The organism is Clostridium sp. CM028, from assembly GCF_030585565.1.
Classification (GTDB): Bacteria; Bacillota; Clostridia; order Clostridiales; family Clostridiaceae; genus Clostridium_AD; species Clostridium_AD estertheticum_B.
The window spans coordinates 2,801,718-2,826,253 of the sequence record NZ_CP077766.1; the positions used below are offsets into that span (position 1 = coordinate 2,801,718).

Genomic DNA, 24,536 nt, shown 5'->3' on the forward strand with positions numbered 1-24,536 from the left:
TTAGGTATTAATACTTAGTATTGTGGAATTGTTTAAATAAAACAGACGAAATGTGAGGTAAATATGAAAATACTTGTTACTGGCGCAAAAGGATTTGTAGGAAAAAACATTATAGCAGAACTTAAAAATAAAGGTTATACAGATATATTTGAATATGATTTAGGAACTGAAGAATCACTTCTTGAAAAATACACTAAAGAATGTGAATTTGTTTTTCATCTAGCTGGAGTTAATCGCCCAAAAGATGAAAGTGAATTTATGGAAGGTAATTTTGGATTTACATCAGTGCTTCTTGACCTTCTTAAAAAAAATAATAATAAAGCACCGGTGCTTATAACATCTTCTGTGCAAGCAGAAAAAGAAAATCCTTATGGCATTAGCAAAAAGGCAGGCGAAGATTTATTATTTGCTTACAATAAAGAAACTGGGGCAAAGGTACTGGTTTATAGATTGCCAAATTTATTTGGTAAATGGAGTAGACCTAATTATAATACTGTAGTAGCTACCTTCTGTCATAATATTGCAAGAGGCATAGAAATACAGATATCAAATTCAGATGCTGATTTAGATTTATGTTATATAGATGATGTATTAGATGAATTTATTAGAGCATTAGAAAACATGGAAAGCAAAAAAGACGAATATTGTTATGTACCTATTGTGCATAATATTAAACTAGGGGACCTTGCGCAAAAGATAAGAAGCTTTAAGGAAAGCAGATCTGACTTAAGTGTGCCAAATATGGGTGATGAACTTACTAAAAAGCTTTATAGTACTTACTTAAGCTTTTTACCAGAAGATAAATTTTCTTATGACTTAAAAATGAATAAAGATAACAGAGGATCTTTTACGGAATTTATTAGAACAGCTGAAAATGGACAAGTTTCGGTAAATGTATCCAAACCTGGAATAACAAAAGGTGATCATTGGCACCATACTAAAAACGAAAAGTTTATGGTGGTTAGTGGTGAAGGAGTTATTAGATTTAGAAAGATAGGAACAGATAAAATAATTGAATATAAAGTTAATGCAGATAAACTAGAAGTAGTAGATATTCCTACAGGATACACTCACTCTATTGTAAATATTGGTGAGAACGATTTAGTGACAATAATGTGGGTTAATGAATGCTTTGATCCAAAAAAACCAGACACATTTCACTTGGAGGTATAGAACTTATGAAAAAACTTAAAGTAATGACAATACTAGGAACAAGACCTGAAATAATAAGACTATCAGAAGTTATAAAAGCTTGTGACAGATATTTTGATCATATTCTTGTACATACAGGTCAAAATTGGGATTATACACTTAACGATGTTTTCTTTAAAGAGCTAGAGCTTAGAGAACCAAATTACTTTTTAGGAGTTGTAGGAAGTGATCTTGGAGAAACTATGGGTAACATAATAGCTGAGAGTTATAAAATATTAGTTAAGGAAAAACCAGATGCATTAGTAATACTTGGGGATACAAACAGTTGCCTTAGTGTTATTGCTGCTAAAAGATTAAAAATCCCTGTATTCCATATGGAAGCAGGAAACAGATGTTTTGATCAAAATGTACCTGAAGAAATAAATAGAAAAATAGTTGACGTTACAAGTGATGTTAATATGGCATATACAGAGCATGCGAGAAGATATTTGTTATCAGAAGGAATGAGAAAGGAATATACTTTTGTTACTGGATCACCACTTCCAGAAGTTTTCCATAGATATATGGATAAAATTGATGAAAGTCCCGTGCTCGAAACATTAGGTCTTGAAAAAGGTAAATATATTTTGGTAAGTGCTCATCGAGAAGAAAACATAGATAATGAAGAAAACTTTAAGAGTATAACAGATGCGTTAAATGCAATAGCAGAAACTTATGATATGCCAGTTATATATTCAACACACCCAAGAAGCTGGAAAAGAATTGAAGAAAAAGGGATAGTATTTCATAAAAATATAAAACAATTAAAGCCATTCGGTTTTTATGATTACAATAAACTTCAAAAAGATTCATTCTGCGTTTTATCTGATAGTGGATCACTTGCGGAAGAAACGAACATTATGGAATTCCCAGGGGTTTCAATAAGAACAAGTACTGAAAGACCAGAAGCAATTGACAAAGGTTCAGTAATACTTGGTGGAATAACTTCTGATAGCATAACTCAAGCTATAGAAATGATAACTATGCAAAAATCATTAGGAGAAAAAACTGTGAAAGCTCATGATTATACAGATATAAATGTTGGTATAAAGGTTGTTAATATTATTCAAGGGTATACAAGCGCCATAAACAAGTTTATATGGAGGAAGTAATAATGAGTCCAGAAAAAAAGAAGAAAATTTTAATGATAGGACCATTTCCAGACCCTATAACAGGTATGTCTGTGTCTAATCAAATGCTTTTAGCTGGCTTATTAGAAAATGGCCATGAAGTTGAATTTATAGATAGTAATGCAGAAAGAACTTTTACAAGTTTAAAGGCGCAAGGTAAATTTAGTATTAAAAAAATATTAAATAGTGTTAGGCCAATAGCTATTGGATGCTACAAGATATTATTTGAAAAATTTGATGTAGTATATATTACGCCTGCACAAAGTTATTTGGGATTTTTGAAGTATACTCCATTTATAAACGTGGCTAATTTTAAAAAAACCAAATGTTATATTGAATTTCATGGTGGATTTGTCCGCGTTATGTATGACTCAGTAGATGTAAAAAAGCAAAAAGCATTAACATCTTATTTTAATAAAACAGATGGTGTTATAGTTCTAGGTGATTCACTAAGAGCAATGTTCGATGGAATACTTGAAAAAAATAAAGTTTTTGTTTGTGAGAATGGCGTTCAGGACGAATATATGCTGACAGAGAAAGAATTTGCGCAAAAATTACAAAAAAATCAACTGAATAATAATTGTAAAATAGAAGAATTAAAAATATTATATTTAAGTAACCTAATGCAGAGCAAAGGTATTTTAGATTTACTGAAGGCTTGCATAAAACTTAAAAAAGAAAATTTCAAATTTCATTTAAATTTAGCAGGTAACATAGAAGCAGAAATAGTTAATACTGTTAATGAAATGAGTAAAGAACTTGGGGGGCACGTTACATATCATGGGGTTGTTAAAGGTGATAAAAAAGCAGCTCTACTTAAAGATAATCATGTATTCTGTCTTCCTACATATTATCCAAATGAAGGTCAACCAATTTCCATTTTAGAAGCAATGGGGAATGGGCTCGCTATTATAACCACAACTCAAGGTGGGATAATAGATATATTTAAGGATGGAGAAAATGGAGCGGAATGCAATAAAAAAGATCCAGATTCAATATGTGAAGCTATAAAGAAATGTAATGAAAACTATATTAAATATTCTAAGAAAAATTATCATGAATGTTTAGCTGAGTATAATAGAAAAGCATTTGTAGGTAGAATAGAAAATATTATCTTAAAGTAATAAAGGAGAAGAAAGTATGAGCTTTTTTTTATCATTTAACAAACGGTTTTGGGTTATAGCACTTGTCTGCCTATTAATAGTAGGAACTATAGTATTATTTCCCATGGGGCCTGTGAGCATTGCCTTATCAGAAATAATTGCAATAGGATTTTTTCTTTACTTGTTTATTTATCGTGGGGTATATAAGCGTAATTATATTTTCCCTGTATTATCAAAAAAAGTATTTAGGATATTGTTTGGATTTGGTATATATTTCGTTATACTATTTGGTGCGCGAACTATACTACATTTACCATTCAAGGATACAATATGGCCAATAAGATCATTAATACTTGGTTCATCTATATTTTTTCTAATTGATGAATACAAACCAAAAGTAAACCAGCTTTTAAGTGGAATAATAGTTCTTTATTCTGCATTAAATATAAGAGAATTAATCGATTGTTTTAGATTTTCAGATATTCGAAAATTGAAGTTTTTAGATAATATCAATATATATATGTATATATGTATCATGTTTATTTCTTTTACAGTATGGGCAATAAAAGAAAGCAAGGAAAAAAGATTACCATCATGGATTGCACCAATTGCATATACAAATATGGGGATAAGTATGGTTTTTGCATTCCTTTCCGGGGGTCGCTCAGGATGGGTAATGATGGGGGGAGTACTTACAGTATCCTTTTTATTAGTATTTGGATTTAAATGGTGTTCACTTAAAAAAGTTATATTATTTACTATGGCATGTATTGTTGTTACAATAATTGCTACATCACTAAATTTTATGAAATCCAAAAGTAATGTATATAGATCATTTTCTGTTATTGTTACTAGAATTCCAGGCCTTGCACAACCAAAACCTGAAGATGCAGAAGAGGATAGTGTAGCAACTACTGAAGCTAGTGATAAAATACGTGGCATATTCTGGGCAAAAGCATGGACTTCAATAAAGAAGAATCCTGTTTTGGGAGCTGGTACATTTGCAGTAGCTTATAAGGAAATACCCACTAAAACTCAAGTAGAAACACCAACTGCGGAGCAAACGCCTATAAAAGAGAAAACATCTACGAAAAAGATAGAACCGAAAAAAGAATTAACACCTATGCAGGAGCAAATAGCCAATGCAAACAAAGCACCACGACCTGCCCATAATTTCATACTTGAAACTTGGATGGGATGGGGACTAGTAGGGTTAATATTATACCTTGCAGGTTTATTTTCTGCTTGTTATTATGTAGTAATTAAATTAAAAAATATTCCATTGCAATTCAGGATTTGTTGCGTACTTCCGATTGTGTCAGCAGCATTTATAAGTTTGATACAATCATTTATACTTTTAAATTTCCAAGCGACATATATTATGTGGTTTTGCCTTGGAATTGCATCAGCGGCAGATCACCACTACAAAGAAAGCAAAACTGGTAACATTTAAATACAGAACCTATGGGGAATAGCTTCGCAGAAGATAAATAGCTTCGTAGGTTATAATTAAGGTGGGAGAAAAACTTTGAAAAAGAGAATATTATTAACATCTCAGACTGAAGATAATATAAAAGCTTTACTCAATTATTATGAAAAAAACATAAAAAAAAATAGATCTGACATTGTAGTGGAATATAGCAGTTTTTATAAGTATAAAAATATTAAAATCTTACACTATATTATAAGAGCAAGTCAGATGCTTAAAAATTATTCTGCTGTTGTTTCTGATTATACAACTAGCGTTTTTTCAAAAACTAAAAATGGTGTTTTTATGAGTCATGGGTATGGCACTAAAAATACTCCAGGAAATAGTGAGCTTGATATTAAAAAAACAATGGATATCTATAAGGGTATTAGAACTAAAATAAAAAATGTTGTAACACTATCTGAAAGAGATAGCACGTATTTTTTAAGATCTACAGAACTTGATAAGTGTCCTCTTCCAAATTATATGCCACTTGGATTACCAAGAAATGATATGTTGTTTGACAAAGAATACATCTCTGGATGTAGGGAAAAGTTCGACTCAAAACATAATACTTTCGGAATGAAAATTTTATTGTTTTGTCCAACTTGGAGAGGTTACGAAATAGAAAAAGCTTTCCCATTTACTGAAGAGGACTGGATAAAGTTTGATGAGTTTATGGGACAGCAAAATTGGAAAATGATTTATCGTCCTCACTATTTAGAGAGGCTAATAGATGATAAAGTTTTTGATAATATGAGTAACATTTTAACAATGGATTTTGATGAAGAAATGTCCACTCAAAGTATCCTGGCAGTGTCTGACATGCTACTTACTGATTATAGTTCAATTTATGTGGATTACTTAGTACTAGATAGACCAATTTGTTTTATGCCATACGATATAGAACAGTATGAAGAAAAACGAGGACTTGCTATAGATTTTACTAGCTATATAGATACTCCTGGTCCTAAATTAAAATGCATTGATAATTTAATGAGTTACATAAAAGATACGAGCAAAAAGGATGAATATATAGCTATTAGAGAAGCAGCTCAAAAGAACTTCTATCATTACTTGGATGGAAATAGCTGCAAAAGAGTGTGGAGTTTAATATTAGATCTTGTAGATAAAAAATAGGAGGTAGATATTAATGAATATTGCTATTATACTTGCCGGTGGAAAAGGTACTAGAATGGGTATAGTTGATCAACCTAAGCAGTTTATTGATATATATGGTAAACCAATAGTTGTACATACAATTGAAGCATTTGATATACATGAACAAATAGATGCAATAGCTGTTGTTTGCCTTAAAGAATGGCATGAGGATATAAAGATATGGACTAGAAAGTTCGAACTTAATAAAGTGAAATGGATAGTGGATGGTGGAGAAACAAGACAGGAATCCGTTTTAGCAGGGCTTAAGGCAATTGAAGAAGATGTAACATCTGATGATATTGTAGTTATTCATGATGCTGCAAGGCCACTAATTTCTCATAGAATAATAGGTGATAATATTGAAGGGGCTAAAGAATACGGCGCCGTAGATACTGTTATCCCTGCCACTGACACTATAATTCAAAGCAAAGACGAGAATACTATATCATCTATTCCAGTGAGAAAAGAGTTATATTTAGGTCAAACTCCTCAAAGCTTTAAATATTCAACTATAATGGATGCTCATAAAAGTGCGGCAAAATCGAAACTTCAAGATTCTACTGATGACTGTAGGGTAGTATTAAATTATGGGGAAAAAGTTCATCTAGTAAACGGAGATAAACTCAATTTTAAGATTACTACAATGGAAGATTTACTTTTATTAAAGTCCATAATTAAAATGAGTAAACTGGAGAGAATATAATGTTAACGCGAGGATTTAAAATAGTTCAATCTAAGAGATTTGAAATTTATATAGAGGATTTAGAAGTGTGTACAGGACATGTAGTGGTAAAGATTGAAACAGCAGCTATATGTAAAGCTGATTTAAGGTATTACCTTGGCAGTCGTGACGAGCGAACACTTAACTTAAAATATCCAATAAATTTGATTCATGAAGCTATAGGTACAGTAGTGAAAGATCCTACAAACTCCTTTAATAAGGGAGATAAAGTTGCACTAGTCCCAAATATAATGATTCCAAAAGATAAACAAGATGAATTTGATATTGCTTTATCTAGTGATAAAAGATTAGGAGAAAACTACTGCCCTAAAGCATTATTTGCCTCAAGTAGTTACAATGGATTTTCTAAGGATTATATTGCATATCCCGCATACAATCTTGTAAAGATAGAGGATAATATTGATTCGAATATTGCTGTGTTCTCAGAACTAATTTCTGTGGCAAATACAGCAATTCGTAGAATAGTATTAAAACCGGATGATGTTATAGGCATCTGGGGTGATGGCATCCTTGGGTATATAATATGCAGCGTATTAAAGCAGATACACAATGGTCCCATTATAGTGATAGGCCATAACAAAGAAAAATTAGAAAAATTTGTTGGTGTTCAAACTTACCTATCAAATGATTCAGATATTAAGAAAAGTAAAATTAATGTTGCATTTGAATGTATAGGTGGCGCTGCGTCTGAGAGTGGAATTGATGAGATTATTAACTCAATACTTCCAGGATCTAAAATGGTATTAACAGGTGTATCAGAAAATCCCGTAAAAATTAATACCCGAAAGGTATTAGAAAAAGGATTAGCATTTTATGGAATTACAAGAAGCAATGTAGAAGATTTTAAATTTGCAGCAGAGCTACTTAAAAAACCTGACTTTAGATCGGATATTTCAAAATTAATTTTAGAGGTAGCACCTATCTATGGAATTAAAGATTATTATAGAGTATTCCAAGTAGAATCAGAAAATAGGGCACTTGGAAAATACATTATGAATTTTAAATTTTAATTTTTAAATTTAAAATTTTAAAGCAATATAAATTAAATGAAATTAGAGGAAATTAAATGAATATAAAAAAATCAGTAAGAGTAATATTTGTAGAATGCTTTGGGATATTGATTGGTATATTGAATGGATTACTGATACCAAAGGTTCTTGATATGCAATCCTATGGTTATCTAAAAACATTTACGTTATATATAACATATGCAGGAATGCTCCATTTTGGATTCTCAGACGGAATGTATTTAATATTGGGTGGTAAAGATATAACAGACATAAAAAAAGAAAAAATAAAAGGCTATTTCTATGTTATGCTAAAGATTGTAATAGCTGCAGTAGCTATTTTATTTATAGTTTCAATATTTTTTATGAAAGATATAGCGTTTAGGTACTTTGTATTTTATATATTACCGTTTCAGATTGTGTTATTTGTTTCTCTATTATATAGAGCAACAGGTGAATTCAACAAATATGTAGTAATAAGAATAGCGCAAAATATAGTGAATTTATCATCTATTCTTGCAGTTATATTAATTATAAAATCGCCAATTTTATATATGCAGATTCAAGTTGTTGGAAATATGGTTTTAGCAATTGTTAGTGGAGCGTTAATTATTTTCTCAGCAAAAAAATCAGAAAAGATAAAGCGCTCAGAAATAAAATCCATAACAAGTATGGGTTTTACTATAATGATAGCAAACGCTATAAGTCTTCTATTTGTTACTTTGGATAGATGGTTTGTTAAAATAAAATTCACAGATAACGATTTTGCATTTTATTCTTTTGCGGTATCGATGCTAAGCTTATTTATAGTTTTAATAAATTCAATCACAGTCTTGTTTTATCCTTATCTAGCAAGAAGTAAGGATGACGCAAAAGTCGTCTCAAATGTTAAAAAATACATTATATTAATATGTAGTTTTGCACCTGCTGGTTATTTTGTGCTGGAGTTTATAGTAAAGAGCTTCCTAAAAGAATATATACCATCCTTAGAAGTGCTAGGAATATTAATAATAGGGATACCGTTCATTTCTTTAACAAATGTTTTATATGCAAATCTTTATAAAGTAGGAAAAAGGGGCAAGGAGTATTTAATTGTAGCCTCTAAAATGGTAGCATTAGCATTTATATTAAATGCATTTGCGACATACGTATTAAAGAATCCCGTAATGATTGCATATGCTACACTTGTTACTTTAGTTGTATGGTATGTATATTCTTCATTTGACTTTAAGGGACTTGAAATACACAAAAATGAGATAATACATTTTATAGTATATTTGTGTTGTTATCAAATTGTTAGGATAATTCCTATTCCATCATTAATCAAAGCGTTTATGTTTATTATCAGTATGATGATTACAGAATACATTTTATTTAATGCTGATATTAAAGACATATTTTTAATGATAAAGAGTAGAAAAAAAGATAGAGTATAAAAATTATAATAAAACAACCGAATTGTATAACAATACATTTCGGTAGTTTTTGTTTGTTTAAAAATTACTTGGACATAATTTAAATATAAGTATTAATGAGGAGAGTGCGACAATGAATGGTAAAAAAATAGATATATCAAAAAATATCTCGATTTTGATACCGGCTTTTAATCCGGATACTAAACTAATAACTTTAGTAGACAATCTTACAAAGGCAGGTTTTACAAATATTAGCATAGTGGATGATGGAAGTAGTGAGGAGTATAAACCAATTTTCAATGAATTGGGGCTTAAAAAACAATGTAACATATTGGTTCATGCAAAAAATATGGGCAAAGGTAGAGCACTTAAAACAGGTTTTAATTATTTTCTTAACAATTGCAAAGATTGCGTTGGAATTGTTACGGCGGACGCTGATGGCCAGCATGGTATTGAAGATATTATAAAAGTTTCACAGAGGCTAATAGATAATCCAGAAAAATTAATATTAGGGTCTAGAAACTTTTCAAAATCAAATATTCCTTTCAGAAGCAGGTTTGGAAATATAATGACTAGAAGGATGTTTGGACTCATAGCTGGAATAAAAGTAAGGGATACCCAAACAGGGTTAAGAGCTATTTCATCGGATTTTGCGTTAGATTTAATGAGTGTTAATGGAGAAAGGTTTGAGTATGAAACCAACATGCTACTTGAATGCAAGAGCAAAAATATTGCTATTGATGAAGTATGTATTGATACTATTTACATAGAAGAAAATAAATCATCCCATTTTAATCCAATAAAAGATTCAATAAAAATTTATGGAGTTTTCTTTAAATTTATGTCATCATCATTTTTATCTTTTGTTTTGGACATTGGCTTATTTACGATGTTTACAAAACTATTTTATAATCTAACACCGGAATATTTCATTTTGTTATCAACTATTGTTTCCAGAATTATATCTTCCTTATTTAACTATAATGTAAATAAAAATGCAGTATTTAAACATAAAACTTATGATAAATTAGTCTTAGTTAGATATTATGTGTTATGTTTAACACTTATGTTAGTGTCAGGACTAAGTGTATCGGCTACTTGGTTTGTTTTCAAACGTTCTGAGGTTGTTATAAAAGTTATAATAGATGGTATCTTGTCACTTATAAGTTACAAAATTCAAAAAGAGTGGGTTTTTAAGAAAATGAACATTTCAGAGGAGTTGTAATATGTATCTAATACTCATCTTTGCGTTATTATGCTCTGGAGCTGCTATGATTTCCTTGAAATTTAATAAAAAAATTGAAGAAACTCTCTCAATGTGGATTTTTATAATAATTATTATTTTATATTTATTTGCAATGCTAGGCTTACTAGAAATCGGTGTATACACCGTAGTTGCAATTGGATTAATTAGTATCGTTTTTTGTTGTTATAATATTTATAGAAATAGGCAAAATTTCATAGAAAATGTTTTAACACCGGGATTTGTAATATTCACGATATTCTTCGTAATTGCATGGTGGGCACAAAGAGGAAGAATGCTAACATCTTGGGATGAATTTTCACATTGGGGAACTGTAGTTAAAAACATGTATATCTTTGATGCTCTTGGTAATCATCCAGAGGCAACTACCACATTTAGGGGGTATCCTCCTGCAACCGCATTATTTGAATACTTCTGGGTAAAACTATCTGGAGAGTTTACAGAGGGTAATTTATATAGGGCTATGAACATATTATATTTTTCATTAATGATGCCTATATTTATTAATGTAAAACACAAAAACTTTAGCAAGATAGTTATTCGATTTGTTTTCATATTAATACTCCCTTTAGCATTCTTCCAGGATTTTTATACTAATATAATGGTGGATGCAATCCTCGGAGTTATGTTTGCAAATGTACTCATAACCCATTATGGGAATAAACTAAGTACTTTTAAAATTCTTAATATAAGTTTAACCTTATTTATATTAACCCTCACAAAAGCTCCGGGATTTGGACTTGCGATTATAGCTATTTTAGTAATTGCTGTAGATCTCTTTTTTGCAAAAAGAGAGGAGTTAAAGTTATACATTAATCAGGGCACGAAGATTAATACTTTAAAAAGAATAGTTCTAATTTTATGTCCTGTATTTGCTGCCATAATATCAAAAAAATCATGGGCTATGTATCTTAAAATTACAAAAACGAATGTAGCCTGGAATACAAGCGAAGTTGGTCTACAAAATCTTAAAGATTTATTTACTGGAAATGCATTGCATTACCAATTTGTAACAATAAATAATTTTTTCAAAGCAATTACAGAGGTTTTTTTAACAAACTATATACTTAAATTATCATTAATGGGTTGGGTAGTAATACTTATAGCAATTTCTACTATACTAATAACCTTTGTTTCTAATGAAGAGGAAAAAGGTCGGTATTCATTAGGAGTTATAACAGTATTCATGGGAGGTATTATATACACTGCATCATTACTAATTTTATATGTGTTTACATATTCAGAGTATGAAGCTACTAATTTAGCATCCTATTCAAGGTATACAAGTACCTATCTTTTAGGTGTCTTGATTTTTCTAGTTGTAATCATATGTTTAAAAGAAAAAGAATACGATACTAAATTTAAGCAATCATGTACTATTTTCATGTTATTGTTTTTATTGTTAATTACAAATGTAACTCCAGTTATAAGTAATACTATATTGGCCCCTTACAATATAAAAAATACAATAGAAGAACGTAGACCTTACGCGCCTATAACAAAGATAAAAGGGGTATTAAACCCTAAAACTGATAAAGTGTATTTTATTTCTGTTGCAACTAATGGTTTTGATTATTGGGTTAGCAGATATAATATAACACCTATAAAAACTAATTTGGGCGTAGGTAGTTGGAGTCTTGGTAAACCATATTATAAGGGTGATATTTGGACTAAAGACATAAGTGCAAAAGAATGGGCAGAAAAACTGAAAAATGAGTATACCTACGTGTATATATTTAAAACTAATGATGGGTTTAACAAAACCTATGGAGAAATTTTTGAAGGTGGGAGTAAATCCATTAAAAAGGATACTTTATATTATGTGAAAAAGAATAATGACAGTGTTGTTCTTAAAAAAGTAAAGTAGATTAGAGCAAATATTTTATGCACAAAGAAAGTATATATTACATATGATGCATTGAAGCGAGCTTTAGAACTTCTTATTTTATTTTTAATTAAGATGCGTTAAGGAAAACATATGTTTGAGCGACAGCGAGTTTATGTTTTTTCAGCAGATTAATTAGAAATAAAATTAGTAGTCCTTAGCGAAGTGAATGCATTAATAGTAATGTATACTTTTTATTTTTTAGTAATTTACTGGGAGGAAATATGAATGGATCAAGAAATGGATATTAGTCTTAAAGAAATTTTTATAATACTAAAAGAAAGGTTATGGTTAATAGTTTCTATAACTGTAGCGGCCATTATAATAGCAGGTATAATGAGCTTTTATGTTATTAAACCAACTTATGAGGCAAAAACAAGTGTAATAATAGGAAAGCCACAAAGTACTGCTAGCGGGTCTACACAATACAATGATGTAAAGATGTATCAAGATTTAGTTGAAACCTATAGTAAAATTGCTCAATCTGAATTAGTAGCACAGGGAGCTTTGGACGAACTAAAGGGTAATTTAACTCTAAACCAGATCAAAGATAGCATAACTGTTACTCCCCAAGCTGGAACTCAAATTCTAATAATTAGTGCTAAGAGTAAAAGCCCTCAAGAGGCCCTTAAAGTTATAAATGCGATTTCAACTTCTTTTATAGAATCCTCAAAAAAGGTTTATCCTATAGGTGGAGAGATACAGGTAATGGATAAGGCAAATATGCCAACCAATCCTATTAGCCCTAATAAAGTAAGAAACATGGCGATCGGATTTTTAATAGGATTAATAATTTCCGTGGGACTTGTGTTCATACTCGAATACTCTGATAACACTATAAAGACCGAAAGTGATGTGGAAATATATATAGGATTACCGATTTTAGGAGTAATACCTAAAATGACAGCATATATAAAATAGGAAGGTATTAACAGCACCATAGGTGATGATATTACAGCACCACAGGTGATGATTAACGCGTTTACTCATAAAAAAAAATTAGTAAAGGTAGTGAAATATATGAAAGGATTAGGCTTAATAACATTTAAAAAACCTAATATACCAATCGCAGAGGCGTATAGAACTCTTAGGACTAATATCCAATTCTCTTCTTTTGATAAAAAGATTAAAACCTTGCTGGTAACTAGTTCAGGACCAGGAGAGGGGAAAACTACTACTGCTTCAAATCTAGCAATAGTTATGGCCCAAGGTGGAAGTAAGACTTTATTAATAGATTGTGATCAAAGAAAACCAAATGTACATATGGTTTTCGGGTGTTCTAACGCAGAGGGCTTGTCTAATATTTTGGTAGATAAAAATGAAGTAGACATAAATAAATGTATTCAGAAAACTGAAATAACAAACCTTTATATTTTAGCTTCAGGCACAAAGCTTCCAAACCCAGCGGAACTTTTAGGATCTGCAAAAATGAAAAATTTAATTGAGGAATTAAAGGAAATATATGACTTTATAATATTGGATACTCCTCCAATAATATTAGTTACGGATGCACAGATTCTAGCTCAGTATACGGATGGCTGTCTGTTAGTTATTTCTTCAGGGGAAGCGGAACGAGATTCAGTTATTAAATCTAAAGGACTCCTTGAGAAGGTTAATGCAAAAATATTAGGAGTAGTAATTAATAAATTAGATCTAAAAAAGAGTGGCTATTAACACTTTCAATATTAATATAGCGATAATAGCAAAGGAAAGAGCAGTAGAAAGAAATCAAAAAAATAAATACCACAAAATAGATAGAATTTGCGAACTGCAGCAAATTCTATCTATTTATTTTTTTGTGATGCATTGCGGATCAAATGTAAGTTTTTGGAACACAATTAAAGAAAATTACATACAATATGAAATATACAACATAAAACAACTTATATATTGGTGCTTCAATCTGAAGCATATGTGAGTAAAATAGAGTATAAATATTTAAAATAAGAGGGGGATAAATATGAGAATACCATTTTCGCCACCAGACATTTCAGAAATTGAAATCAATGAAGTTATAGATACATTGAAATCAGGGTGGATAACAACAGGGCCAAAAACAAAATTGTTTGAAAAAAAAATGGCAGAGTATATGAACACCTCAAAAGTGGTATGCCTAAATTCAGATACAGCAAGCATGGAAATGACACTTAGAGTTTTAGGGGTAGGAAAAGGAGATGAGGTCATTACGTCTGCTTATACATATACCGCCTCAGCAAGCGTTATTGATCATGTAGGATCTAAAATTATCCTTGTGGATACTGCAAAGAACTCTTTTCAAATGGATTATGAGCAATTAGAGAAAGCAATAACAGAAAAAACAAAGGTCATCATTCCAGTAGATATTGGAGGAGTGATGTGTGATTATGATAAGATATTTGAAATAGTTAATAGAAAAAAGGAACTTTATAGGCCGGCGAATGACATTCAGAAGGCATTTGGTAGAGTGGTAGTATTAGCTGATTCAGCCCATGCATTTGGTGCTTCATATAAAGGGAAACGAAGTGGAGAAGTAGCAGATTTTACATGTTTCTCATTTCATGCAGTAAAAAATTTAACCACAGGCGAGGGTGGTGCAGTTACATGGCGTGATATTCATGAGATTGATAATGAAGAAATTTATAGACAATATATGCTCCTTTCTCTTCATGGTCAGTCGAAGGATGCACTGGCAAAAACAAAGGTCGGCTCATGGGAATATGACATTATTTATCCTGCTTACAAGTGCAATATGACTGATATAATCGCAGCTTTGGGATTAGCACAGCTTGGGAGATACAACGGTATTTTGGAAAGAAGAAAACAGATTATTGAAATGTATGATAAAGCATTAAATGAATGTAATGTTGAAACTATGAAGCATTATGGAGAAGGGTTTTCATCAAGTGGTCATTTATACTTGGTAAGGTTCATTGGTAAAGATGAAGTGTATAGAAATAGAATAATAGAAAAAATGGCACAAAAGGATATTGCAACAAATGTACACTATAAACCATTGCCGATGCATACAGCATATAAGAGGTTGGGATTCGATATAATAGATTATCCGAATGCTTTTGACATGTATAAAAATGAGATTACATTGCCATTATATCAGCGATTAACGAACGAACAGGTCGAGTATGTGGTGGAGAGCTTAAAAGAAATTATGGCGGGTGAGGTAGCAGCTAGTTTATCATAGTTTGACATCAATTATAAGACGATCTTTAATATTGTATGTGAGGGGAAAAGGAATGTATGAAAGGATTTTTAAGAGAATAATTGATTTCTTATTAGCATTAATAATATTACCTGCATTTTTAATATTTTATATAGTAATAGGTTTATTTATTAAATTAGAAGACGTAGGACCAATAATATATACTCAGAAAAGGTTAGGGAAGAATGGTAAAATATTTAATATTAAAAAGTTTAGATCTATGAAAATAAATGCGTCGGATATAAGGAATAATGACGGTTCAACATTTAATTCAGTTGATGATCCTAGACTTACGAAGATTGGTAAGGTCATAAGAAAGCTAAGCATAGATGAGATTCCGCAAATAATTAATATTTTAATGGGGGATATGAGCTTTATTGGACCAAGACCAGATTTGGAAGATCATTTTAGTTTATACACAAAGGATGAAAAGAATAAATTAAATGTTTTACCAGGTGTTACCGGATATAACCAAGTTTATCATAGAAATTCTATTGAGTGGAAAGAAAGGATACAGAATGATTTGTATTATGTAAATAATGTATCATTTGTACTTGATTTAAAAATATTTATTAAAACAATAGTTGTTATATTATTAAAGCGGGGGATATATAATTGTGAACAGGTCAGAAAAGAAGAGATGAAAATGAACAAACTTCATTATAAATTTTTAGAATGGGATACTAATTACTTTGGGGTTAATAGTGGAAGAGTAACTTTAGATGAAACAATAGGGAGCAAAGAGTGGAACATAATAAGCAAAGTATTAAAAAAAAATGAGTTTAATGTCATAGATAATGTAAATAATGATTCGATTAACAATTTATATATATCCAAATTATCAGGAGCATTTGTAACCGATATAAATTTCCAGTTCACTAAAGAAATAAATGTAGCTATAAAACATGCTAATAAATTCGATATAGCTATTCAAAATAAGTTGCCGGTTAACAACGAAATACTAGAAATAAGTAAAAATTCCTATAAGCATTCTAGATTTTTCAATGATCCATATTTAAATAAAGCCAAAGCTAAAAATGTTTATGGGCAGTGGGTTCAATCATCTTTCTTAAATGAAAATAAATATTTTATAAATTGTTATATAGATTCAAAAGTAGCTGGATATATATTATTTTCATTAGAGCATAAAACTAATACCGCAATAATAGAATTAATTTCAGTTAAAGAAGGCATGCAAAATGGATTTATAGGTAAAGAGATGATGATATATTTAGAAAAATATATATATGATAACCATAAGGATATTAAAGATATAAGAGTTGGTACACAAAGTAACAATATAAATGCTATTAATTTTTATGTGAGAAATGGTTTTAGAGTTAAGGAGATTAGATCGGTTTATCATTATTGGCCTAATAAGGATATGGAATTTGAATTCATGGACGAAGCAGTGGCTTCTTTGAATAGATAAATTGAAAAGCAGATGATTCATAATAAAAAGGACATAACTCTAAATGCATAAGCTTGTTGTGACTAGCTAAAAGGGGGAAGCGATGAAAAAGATATTGTTTATATGTACGGAAGGATTTGACACACCAGGTCCATCTAACCATTTAGTTAGTTCATTAATAGAAGACTTACTCGATAGTGGATTTAGTATTCATTTAATACAGAGTAGAAGAAAAAAAATCAATAGTGAAATACCCGATACATTGAAAAATAAACGTAATCTTGAGATGACTGTTATTAACAGGAAGATAATTAATAAAAATTCTTTTATTCATAGGTATTTTGAGGAGGCTTTATATGCTTTCAAATGTTTTAAAATATGGATAAAGATGAAAGATATTGATGAAGTCTTTGTTCAGTCTTGCCCCACAGTAGTGTTTTCAATTGTTCTTTTGAAATTATTTATGAGAAAACCTATATTATATAGTGTGCAAGACATGTTTCCAGGTAGTGCTGTTAGTAGTGGTGTTATAAACAATAGATTTATTAAATGGGTATTTTATAAAATTCAAAAAGTAGCATACAAAAATAGTGATATATTAACAGTTATTTCTGAAGACATGAAAATGAAAGTGGTGGAGCAGGGGGTTCCACCTAAGAAAATTTTTTCAATAGTAAACTGGTTTGATGATCGAACAGTACATGAAGTTCTATGGGAAGATAATCGTTTTGTTAAGAAATATAATCTTCAAAAGAATAAGTTTTATGTACAATATGCAGGAACAATGGGATATGTATTTGATTACAAAATGGTTTTAAATGTTGCGGATTTACTCAAAGGTTACAAAGATATAGAGTTCCAGATGATAGGCCAAGGTAGTAAGAGGGCTGCTTTTATAGGAGAAAAAGAAAAACGTGGGTTAGATAATATAGTTTTTTATCCACTCGAACCACAGGATATGGTTTCAGATGTCTATAGCACCTGCTCGATTTGCTTAATTCCTTTGAAGAAAGGAATCATTGGAAACTCTGTGCCAAGTAAGGCTGGATTGCTTATGGCATGTAGCAGGACTATTGTGAATTCGGTGGATGATGACTCTGATTATTATAAGATGTTCAATGAAAATGAAATGGGGATCTCAGCTCCAAACGATGATCCTAAAGCAGTGGCAGATGCAATTTTTGATTTATATAAAAATAAAGAAAAGCGTGAAAGTTTGGCTAAAATTGGGCATGAATTTGGGAAGAAGTATTATGGGAGAAATACGAATACCCTTAAATTTATTGAGTTATTTTCAGGAAAGATTACTGAAAAATTTTAAATACTGATATTAGAGAAATTAGGTGAAGACTTAAATCTTACAATTAATATATATATAAATATTATATGGAGGAACATATACATGAAAAAGATATGCATTTTGAGTACAGTAAATTTAAAACATATGACATTAGTTAGTTTGTATACTGAATTTTTAGATAAAAACAATATACCCTATGATTTAATCTATATTGATAAGTATAATGCTGAAGAAAATAATAACGCAACAAATGTATACAAATATGATTTAAATATAGAGCGTAAATGGTCCTTTTTTAGAAAATTAATTAGTTATTGGGGTTTTAAAAAATTTGCAAAAGAGATATTACTTAAAAACAAATATGACTTTATTATATCCTGGAATATATTTACGGCATTTATGTTTTCAAATATTTTAAAAAAGCATTTTAATAAAAAGTATTGTTTAAATATTAGAGATATCTACTTTCAAGGTAATCCAATAGTAAAGTTTAAACTAAAAAGTGCAGTATATTCATCAGCGTTTTCTACTTTGTCATCCGAAGGATTTAAAAGATATTTACCTGAGTTCGACTATGTAATAATACATAGCATGAATATGAAAGTCTTGGCTGATTCTGCTCCTCATACAAAATTAAAAGACGCGGAAGGGCCAATTAATATTACTTATATTGGATATATGAGTTTATATGATAATTGCTATAGATTGATTGATTGCCTGGGCAATGATAGTAGATTTAAACTTAATTTTTATGGAGAAGGTTCTGAACTTATTGTAAATTACGCTAAAGAAAAAAAAATAAATAATGTATTTTGTTCTGGAAGATTTGAACCTTATGAGACAGCTGGATTAATTCAAGATGCAGATATTATTTACAATTTATATGGAGTAGGAGAGGTTAATTTGGATACTGCATTATCCATTAAATTGTATTATGCAACTTATCTTAATGTTCCTATTTTAGTATTCAAAAACACATATATGGAAGAAATATCATGTAAATATGGTTTTGGGTATGCTATAGAAAAAGATGGCTTTAATAATTTAGGTGATAATTTGTATAATTGGTATCGTAAGCTAAATCAAGACGAAATTCATGAGAACTGTGAAGAGTTCAAAAAAGTTATATTAAAAGGTCATAAAAAGCTAGATTTATTAATGAATAAGCTTTTCATAGAGGAAGATTAAAATGAGAAAATTTCTAATAAATTTTACAATTATTATAAGCTCTATAAGTGGAGTTCTTATTTGTATATTACCCAAAAACTCAGTTGCTGATGGATATCAATTATTGTGGATACATCCACTAACGTTCCTAATTGTATTTATTTTGATTTTTTCAAACTTAATTAGATATAAAAAATTTAAAATAACAGTTTATTTTACGATATTGTTATCATGGATAAGATGTGTATTAATACCAATTGTGAGTTCTTTATCGGGTGTATATAATGGTATTTCATATATGAAAACTTTTACTGGGTCCATTGAATTAGCTATATGGCTCGTGCCGTATGAGCTAATTATTACTAGCTTTTTCTTATGGATTATGGTGTTATCTAATAAAGTTCCATTAAAACCAAATGATGAACTTAAATTAAAGGGAAATAAATACATTTATCTAATATTCATATTCATAGCTTTAAGTTTGTATTTATTAATTGGTCGAAACTTGAATATAATCAAATTGTTCTTCATTTCGACTGAAAAAACGGAAGCATTTGTTGATATTACAAGCACCCCCATTCTATTATTAAGATATATTATAAAAAGTGGTGTGATATTCTTTTTTGTTTGGAGTGTAAGTTACTGTAAAAATAGATATGAATCAAAAGGAAAAAAACGGTATGTCTATTATGCAATAATTGTTGGAATTATTAATGTGGGGATTATTATCGGAGGTAGAAGATCTGAACAATTATATACTTGTTTAGTAGTAATATTTATTTTGACTAGAGCTTTTAAAAAATATAGAAAGAGAATAATTACTTATATAGTAATAACTGCAATATCAGTTGCTTTTGTTATGACTATATATAAACAATTTTCTGTAGCTTATTATGGTTCATATACAGCTGCACTGAATGCAAATAATGTAAATTTAGAATTTATCTCTAAAAACTTGCAAGCTTATTTCTTTGGAACACAAAATCTAGCAGTCACAATTGAATTAAAAAAGGTAACGGATTTAAATATAATGAATATGTTTTATGATTTTGGGCGTTCAATATTTGGTGTTAGTTTTTTATTGAAAAACAAAATGATGATGACAACAGAGTACTTTAACACATTTATTTATGGAGTAAGTAAAGCGAACGGTCATGTTATCTCTGGCTTAGGTTATGGCTATATTTATTTTGGAGCGTTATTTTCACCAATAATTGCATGCTTAAATATATTTATTTCAATTAAATTAGAAAAATATTTTAATAAAACAAATTCATATGAAATGACTTATATCGTTGGATATATTTTAATTAGATTTGTTACTAATATTTATGCTAACACACCGCCTCTAATTAGCCTCTCTACCATTATGCTTTTTACTGCAGGTTTAATATACTTTGTAGCAAAGTTATTTAAGAATAATTCTAATCGAATAACGTTAACAATTAGAGACGAATGCTCAAAGTGCATAAAGACTATTGGGGGATTTAATAAATGAATATATTATTAATTTCATATGGAATAAAAGAGTATGATGGTCGACTTACAGAAATATATAATGTGGCAAAAAAAATAGGTGACGTTACATTAGTATGCTGTGGTAATAGTAAGTGTAGTAATGTTAAAGAAAACATAGTGAATATAAATAAATCAAAATATTTGAGTTTGCGCTTGTATATTTCTTTTCTATTCACTTGTTTGAAATCTGCAAAGGAAATTGAAAATATTGATATTTTATTTTCCGATAACCTTTTTGCATCTATACCTGCTTTAATAATTAGAAAACTGTTTAAACCAAAATTTATAGTGCAAGATGTTAGAGAACTTTATTTTTATAAAGATATAAAAAACATATCTGGCAGACTATTTTGTAAATTTGAGACTGTTCTAATGAAGAAATCTGATGTGGTATTATGTGCTAATGATTATCGGTCGAAAATTATGTTTGAACAATATAAATTAAAAACATTTCCACTAGTCTTTGAAAATATTAGATTTCTAACAGGACAGTATGATAAAAAAGCATTAGATGAAAAATATAGTAATTGCTTTAAATATAAAGTAAATATCGTAAGTACTGGAGGAACATCAGTTTTGAGAACTACAGATAAACTTGTTTCTGCTATGACAAAACTTCCAAACGATTATGGATTATATATTATTGGAGATGGAACTGATGAAGATAAGCGAATTATACAATACATTATTGATACAAATAATCTGACTAATGTAATGTTAATCAGTAAAGCCCCTTTACCAGAACTAAGATATATTGTTCAAAGATGCGATATTGGTATAGTCAGCTATCATAAAAACGACTTGAATAACAAGTATTGTGCTTCAGGAAAAGTATATGAATATCTAGCTGAAGGGCTGCCAATTGTAACGACTGAAAACTTACCGCTAAAGGATTTTTGTGCAAAGTACGGTATAGGAGAGTCTGATGATTGTTTTTATAAAGGGATTGTTAAAGTAAGCAATAATATGGGTGATTATAAAGAACGGGTTGAATCTTATGTTTCAAGTATCTCTGTTGACAAGCATAACTCAAAAATAGCCTGTGAAATACTGAAAATTATTAATAGTGAGGTTATTACTTAAAATGAAAAAGCTTTGGAATAGATTTAAAGCGAATAAATTTTTACTATCTTTTTCTATGTTGGCAAGTGGATCTTTAATAGCGCAAGTTATTTCTATAATTGTATCTCCAATTACAACTAGGCTGTTTACACCGCAACAGTTGGGAGCCTATACAGTGGTAGCAACTGCTGTATCATTGTTTGGGCCTGTTATCTGTTTGAAATATGATATGGCCATTGTTGTAGCAAAAACTGAAAAAGATACTTATTCTGTTATGAAACTATGTCTATTTCTTTTTATACCATTAAGCGTAATTATTGGAATTGTTTATGGAATGGTTTTTATGGGAAGTGACTATTCTGGTTTTTCATTGTGGATGTGTATTTGCGCAATAACTGTTTTGCTAGCAGCATATGGATTAAATAATATTCTACTTGCGCACAACAACAAAAATTCATTATATAAATTGATTTCATCAGTTACGGTGATTAAATCAGGAGTTAACAATACTTTGCTGGTTATAAGTGGTTTGTTTAATGTTGGAATACCGGGTTTAATCTGTTCTCAAATAGTAAGTTCATTTGTGGGTTTAGGCCGTCAGTCAAAAGATATTCGAAAGAAAATGGGAGAATTTAAAAAAATTGATTTTGAGGCAATTAAAAAATCTTTTTTAAAACATAGAAAACAACCTATCTACAATGCATCTTCTGCATTAATAACTACTTCAATATATTCTAGCATTAATCTTTTTATTAAAAGTGTTTATTCTACAGAACAGTTAGGATTATATTCATTATCATATCGTGTTTTGGGTATCCCCTTTTCTGTAATTAGTGCTAATATCGCAAGGGTATTTTTCGATAGCGCAGTTAAAGAAATAATGGAATGTGGAAATTATAAAAGAACATTCAGAAAAACAATAATAGTGTTATCAATCATTATTATTCCTATGATTATGCTGATGGCTATATTAGCGCCTTGGATATTTTCTTTGTTTTTTGGAGCGGAGTGGGAAACAGCCGGGAAGTATGTGAGATTACTTGCACCAATGTTTTGTTTAAGGCTTATTGCAGAATCACTCACAACAAGTTTTATTGTATCAAATAAGCAACATATTGAGTTAATTTTACAAAGTATATTGCTTGTAGGAGAATTTGCTGTATATTTAATTTCCTATTTTAGAAACTTACCAATCGAGCAATTCTTACTATTAATTTCATTACTATATATGATTATGCATAGTAATATGATTATTGTTATGTATAAATTGAGTAAGGAGAGTGACAATCATGTCAAAAATTAATATAATTGGATTAGGCTATATAGGATTACCAACAGCTTTAATGTTTGCTAAAAATGGGGTGAACATAATAGGGACAGATTATAATAAAGAGTTGGTAAAAACTTTAAGTGAAGGGAGACTTACTTTTGAAGAAAAGGACTTAGGTCAGTTATTTGATGACGCATTAATAAATGGCATCAAGTTTACCACTGAATATATCAAAACAGATACTTATATAATTGCTGTTGCTACACCATACATCAAAGAAAGTAAAAAGATTGACCCTAAATATGTTATTTCAGCAGTAAATAATGTGTTAGATGTTTGTGAAAAAAGTTCGATAATAATTATTGAGTCTACGATATCGCCGAGATCAATTGATAAGTATGTTCGTCCTGAAATTGAAAAGAGAAGACTTGTAATCGGAAAAGATGTTCACTTAGTTCATGCTCCTGAAAGAATTATACCTGGAAACATGATTCATGAACTTGAATTTAATTCAAGAACAATTGGTGCTGATACTAAGGAAATCGGTGAAAAAATAAAATTATTATATTCTAGTTTTTGTAAATCCGAAATAATAGTTACAGACATCAGAACGGCTGAGATGTCCAAGGTCGTTGAAAATACGTATCGTGATATAAATATTGCCTTCGCAAATGAACTTACTAAAATTTGCAGAGTAGACAATATGGATGTTTATGAAATTATTAAAACTGCCAACATGCACCCAAGGGTAAACATTTTACAACCAGGACCGGGTGTAGGTGGTCACTGCATATCAGTTGACCCATGGTTCTTAGTGGGGGATTATCCTGATTTAACAAGCTTAATTCTATCTGCAAGAAAGATTAATGATTCTATGCCAACTCATGTGTTAGGTAGAATTAGAGACATAATGAGAGAATATGGTATTAAGGATATTTCAAAAGTTGGTTTATATGGATTGACATATAAAGAAAATGTTGATGATACAAGAGAGAGTCCAACATTACAACTTTTAGAGAAAATGGATGAGCATTTAGCATTCGGTATAAAAGTATTTGATCCATTTGTTAAAACTCGAATTGTTGATCATCAGTTTATGGACTTTGAAGATTTTATTAATGAAATAGAAATATTAGTTATTATGGTAGCTCATAATCATATTAAGGATAATATGAAATTAATCAAGAATAAGTTAGTTCTTGATACTAAAAATATTTGTGTTTTTGATAATGCTTATAAATTATAG

20 protein-coding genes are annotated in these 24,536 nt (G+C 29.8%); all 20 read left to right on the plus strand.

The genetic code is table 11. The annotated features are described in order from the left end of the window. Positions 1 to 63: 63 nt before the first annotated feature. The 20 genes from KTC94_RS13245 (at position 64) to KTC94_RS13340 (ending at position 24,536) form a co-directional block, all read left to right on the plus strand. On the plus strand, positions 64 to 1,173 hold the full coding sequence (locus KTC94_RS13245; RefSeq protein WP_220286353.1) for a capsular polysaccharide biosynthesis protein CapF: 1,110 nt from the start codon (positions 64 to 66) through the stop codon (positions 1,171 to 1,173). Between the two features lie 5 nt (positions 1,174 to 1,178). Then, positions 1,179 to 2,303, plus strand: coding sequence for a non-hydrolyzing UDP-N-acetylglucosamine 2-epimerase (gene wecB, locus KTC94_RS13250; protein WP_216303901.1), 1,125 nt, complete (start codon positions 1,179 to 1,181; stop codon positions 2,301 to 2,303). Between the two features lie 2 nt (positions 2,304 to 2,305). Next, entirely contained in the window at positions 2,306 to 3,445 is a 1,140-nt protein-coding gene (locus KTC94_RS13255; RefSeq protein WP_216303900.1) for a glycosyltransferase family 4 protein, read from the plus strand. A gap of 16 nt (positions 3,446 to 3,461) precedes the next feature. Beyond that, complete coding sequence (locus KTC94_RS13260; RefSeq protein ID WP_220319817.1) at positions 3,462 to 4,877, plus strand: O-antigen ligase; 1,416 nt, start codon at positions 3,462 to 3,464, stop codon at positions 4,875 to 4,877. A gap of 75 nt (positions 4,878 to 4,952) precedes the next feature. Beyond that, the gene (locus KTC94_RS13265; RefSeq protein WP_220286356.1) at positions 4,953 to 6,032 is read left to right on the plus strand and encodes a CDP-glycerol glycerophosphotransferase family protein; all 1,080 of its coding nucleotides are present in this window, start codon (positions 4,953 to 4,955) and stop codon (positions 6,030 to 6,032) included. A gap of 13 nt (positions 6,033 to 6,045) precedes the next feature. Beyond that, positions 6,046 to 6,756 carry a 2-C-methyl-D-erythritol 4-phosphate cytidylyltransferase gene (gene ispD / locus KTC94_RS13270; protein ID WP_216303897.1) on the plus strand — a complete coding sequence of 237 codons (711 nt, stop codon included), beginning with the start codon at positions 6,046 to 6,048 and terminating at the stop codon, positions 6,754 to 6,756. After that, positions 6,756 to 7,805: an alcohol dehydrogenase catalytic domain-containing protein gene (locus KTC94_RS13275; protein WP_220319818.1), complete on the plus strand. Its 1,050-nt coding sequence runs from the start codon at positions 6,756 to 6,758 to the stop codon at positions 7,803 to 7,805. Before ispD ends, KTC94_RS13275 begins: the two co-directional genes overlap by 1 nt. Positions 7,806 to 7,861: 56 nt before the next feature. After that, the gene (locus tag KTC94_RS13280; RefSeq protein ID WP_216303895.1) at positions 7,862 to 9,238 is read left to right on the plus strand and encodes an oligosaccharide flippase family protein; all 1,377 of its coding nucleotides are present in this window, start codon (positions 7,862 to 7,864) and stop codon (positions 9,236 to 9,238) included. Positions 9,239 to 9,350: 112 nt separating this feature from the next. Then, positions 9,351 to 10,442: a glycosyltransferase gene (locus KTC94_RS13285; protein WP_220319819.1), complete on the plus strand. Its 1,092-nt coding sequence runs from the start codon at positions 9,351 to 9,353 to the stop codon at positions 10,440 to 10,442. Between the two features lies 1 nt (position 10,443). Continuing rightward, positions 10,444 to 12,348: a hypothetical protein gene (locus KTC94_RS13290; RefSeq protein ID WP_220319820.1), complete on the plus strand. Its 1,905-nt coding sequence runs from the start codon at positions 10,444 to 10,446 to the stop codon at positions 12,346 to 12,348. 246 nt (positions 12,349 to 12,594) lie between these two features. Further along, positions 12,595 to 13,287 carry a YveK family protein gene (locus KTC94_RS13295; protein WP_220319821.1) on the plus strand — a complete coding sequence of 231 codons (693 nt, stop codon included), beginning with the start codon at positions 12,595 to 12,597 and terminating at the stop codon, positions 13,285 to 13,287. A gap of 99 nt (positions 13,288 to 13,386) precedes the next feature. After that, positions 13,387 to 14,040: a CpsD/CapB family tyrosine-protein kinase gene (locus KTC94_RS13300; RefSeq protein WP_220319822.1), complete on the plus strand. Its 654-nt coding sequence runs from the start codon at positions 13,387 to 13,389 to the stop codon at positions 14,038 to 14,040. A 286-nt stretch (positions 14,041 to 14,326) separates the two neighbouring features. Further along, the gene (locus KTC94_RS13305) at positions 14,327 to 15,544 is read left to right on the plus strand and encodes a DegT/DnrJ/EryC1/StrS aminotransferase family protein (RefSeq protein ID WP_220319823.1); all 1,218 of its coding nucleotides are present in this window, start codon (positions 14,327 to 14,329) and stop codon (positions 15,542 to 15,544) included. 52 nt (positions 15,545 to 15,596) lie between these two features. Continuing rightward, positions 15,597 to 16,994, plus strand: a complete 1,398-nt coding sequence (locus KTC94_RS13310; protein ID WP_220319824.1) for a GNAT family N-acetyltransferase — start codon at positions 15,597 to 15,599, stop codon at positions 16,992 to 16,994. 82 nt (positions 16,995 to 17,076) lie between these two features. Further along, positions 17,077 to 18,294 carry a glycosyltransferase family 4 protein gene (locus tag KTC94_RS13315; protein WP_220319826.1) on the plus strand — a complete coding sequence of 406 codons (1,218 nt, stop codon included), beginning with the start codon at positions 17,077 to 17,079 and terminating at the stop codon, positions 18,292 to 18,294. 81 nt (positions 18,295 to 18,375) lie between these two features. Beyond that, on the plus strand, positions 18,376 to 19,461 hold the full coding sequence (locus tag KTC94_RS13320; protein ID WP_220319827.1) for a hypothetical protein: 1,086 nt from the start codon (positions 18,376 to 18,378) through the stop codon (positions 19,459 to 19,461). Between the two features lies 1 nt (position 19,462). After that, a complete protein-coding gene (locus tag KTC94_RS13325; RefSeq protein WP_220319828.1) occupies positions 19,463 to 20,938 on the plus strand; it encodes a hypothetical protein in 1,476 nt (491 codons plus the stop codon). Beyond that, positions 20,935 to 22,041, plus strand: a complete 1,107-nt coding sequence (locus tag KTC94_RS13330; RefSeq protein WP_220319829.1) for a hypothetical protein — start codon at positions 20,935 to 20,937, stop codon at positions 22,039 to 22,041. Before KTC94_RS13325 ends, KTC94_RS13330 begins: the two co-directional genes overlap by 4 nt. Before the next feature lies 1 nt (position 22,042). Continuing rightward, positions 22,043 to 23,323 (plus strand): lipopolysaccharide biosynthesis protein, encoded by a 1,281-nt coding sequence (locus KTC94_RS13335; protein WP_216303884.1) that lies wholly within the window; start codon positions 22,043 to 22,045, stop codon positions 23,321 to 23,323. Next, entirely contained in the window at positions 23,310 to 24,536 is a 1,227-nt protein-coding gene (locus KTC94_RS13340) for a nucleotide sugar dehydrogenase (protein WP_220319830.1), read from the plus strand. Before KTC94_RS13335 ends, KTC94_RS13340 begins: the two co-directional genes overlap by 14 nt.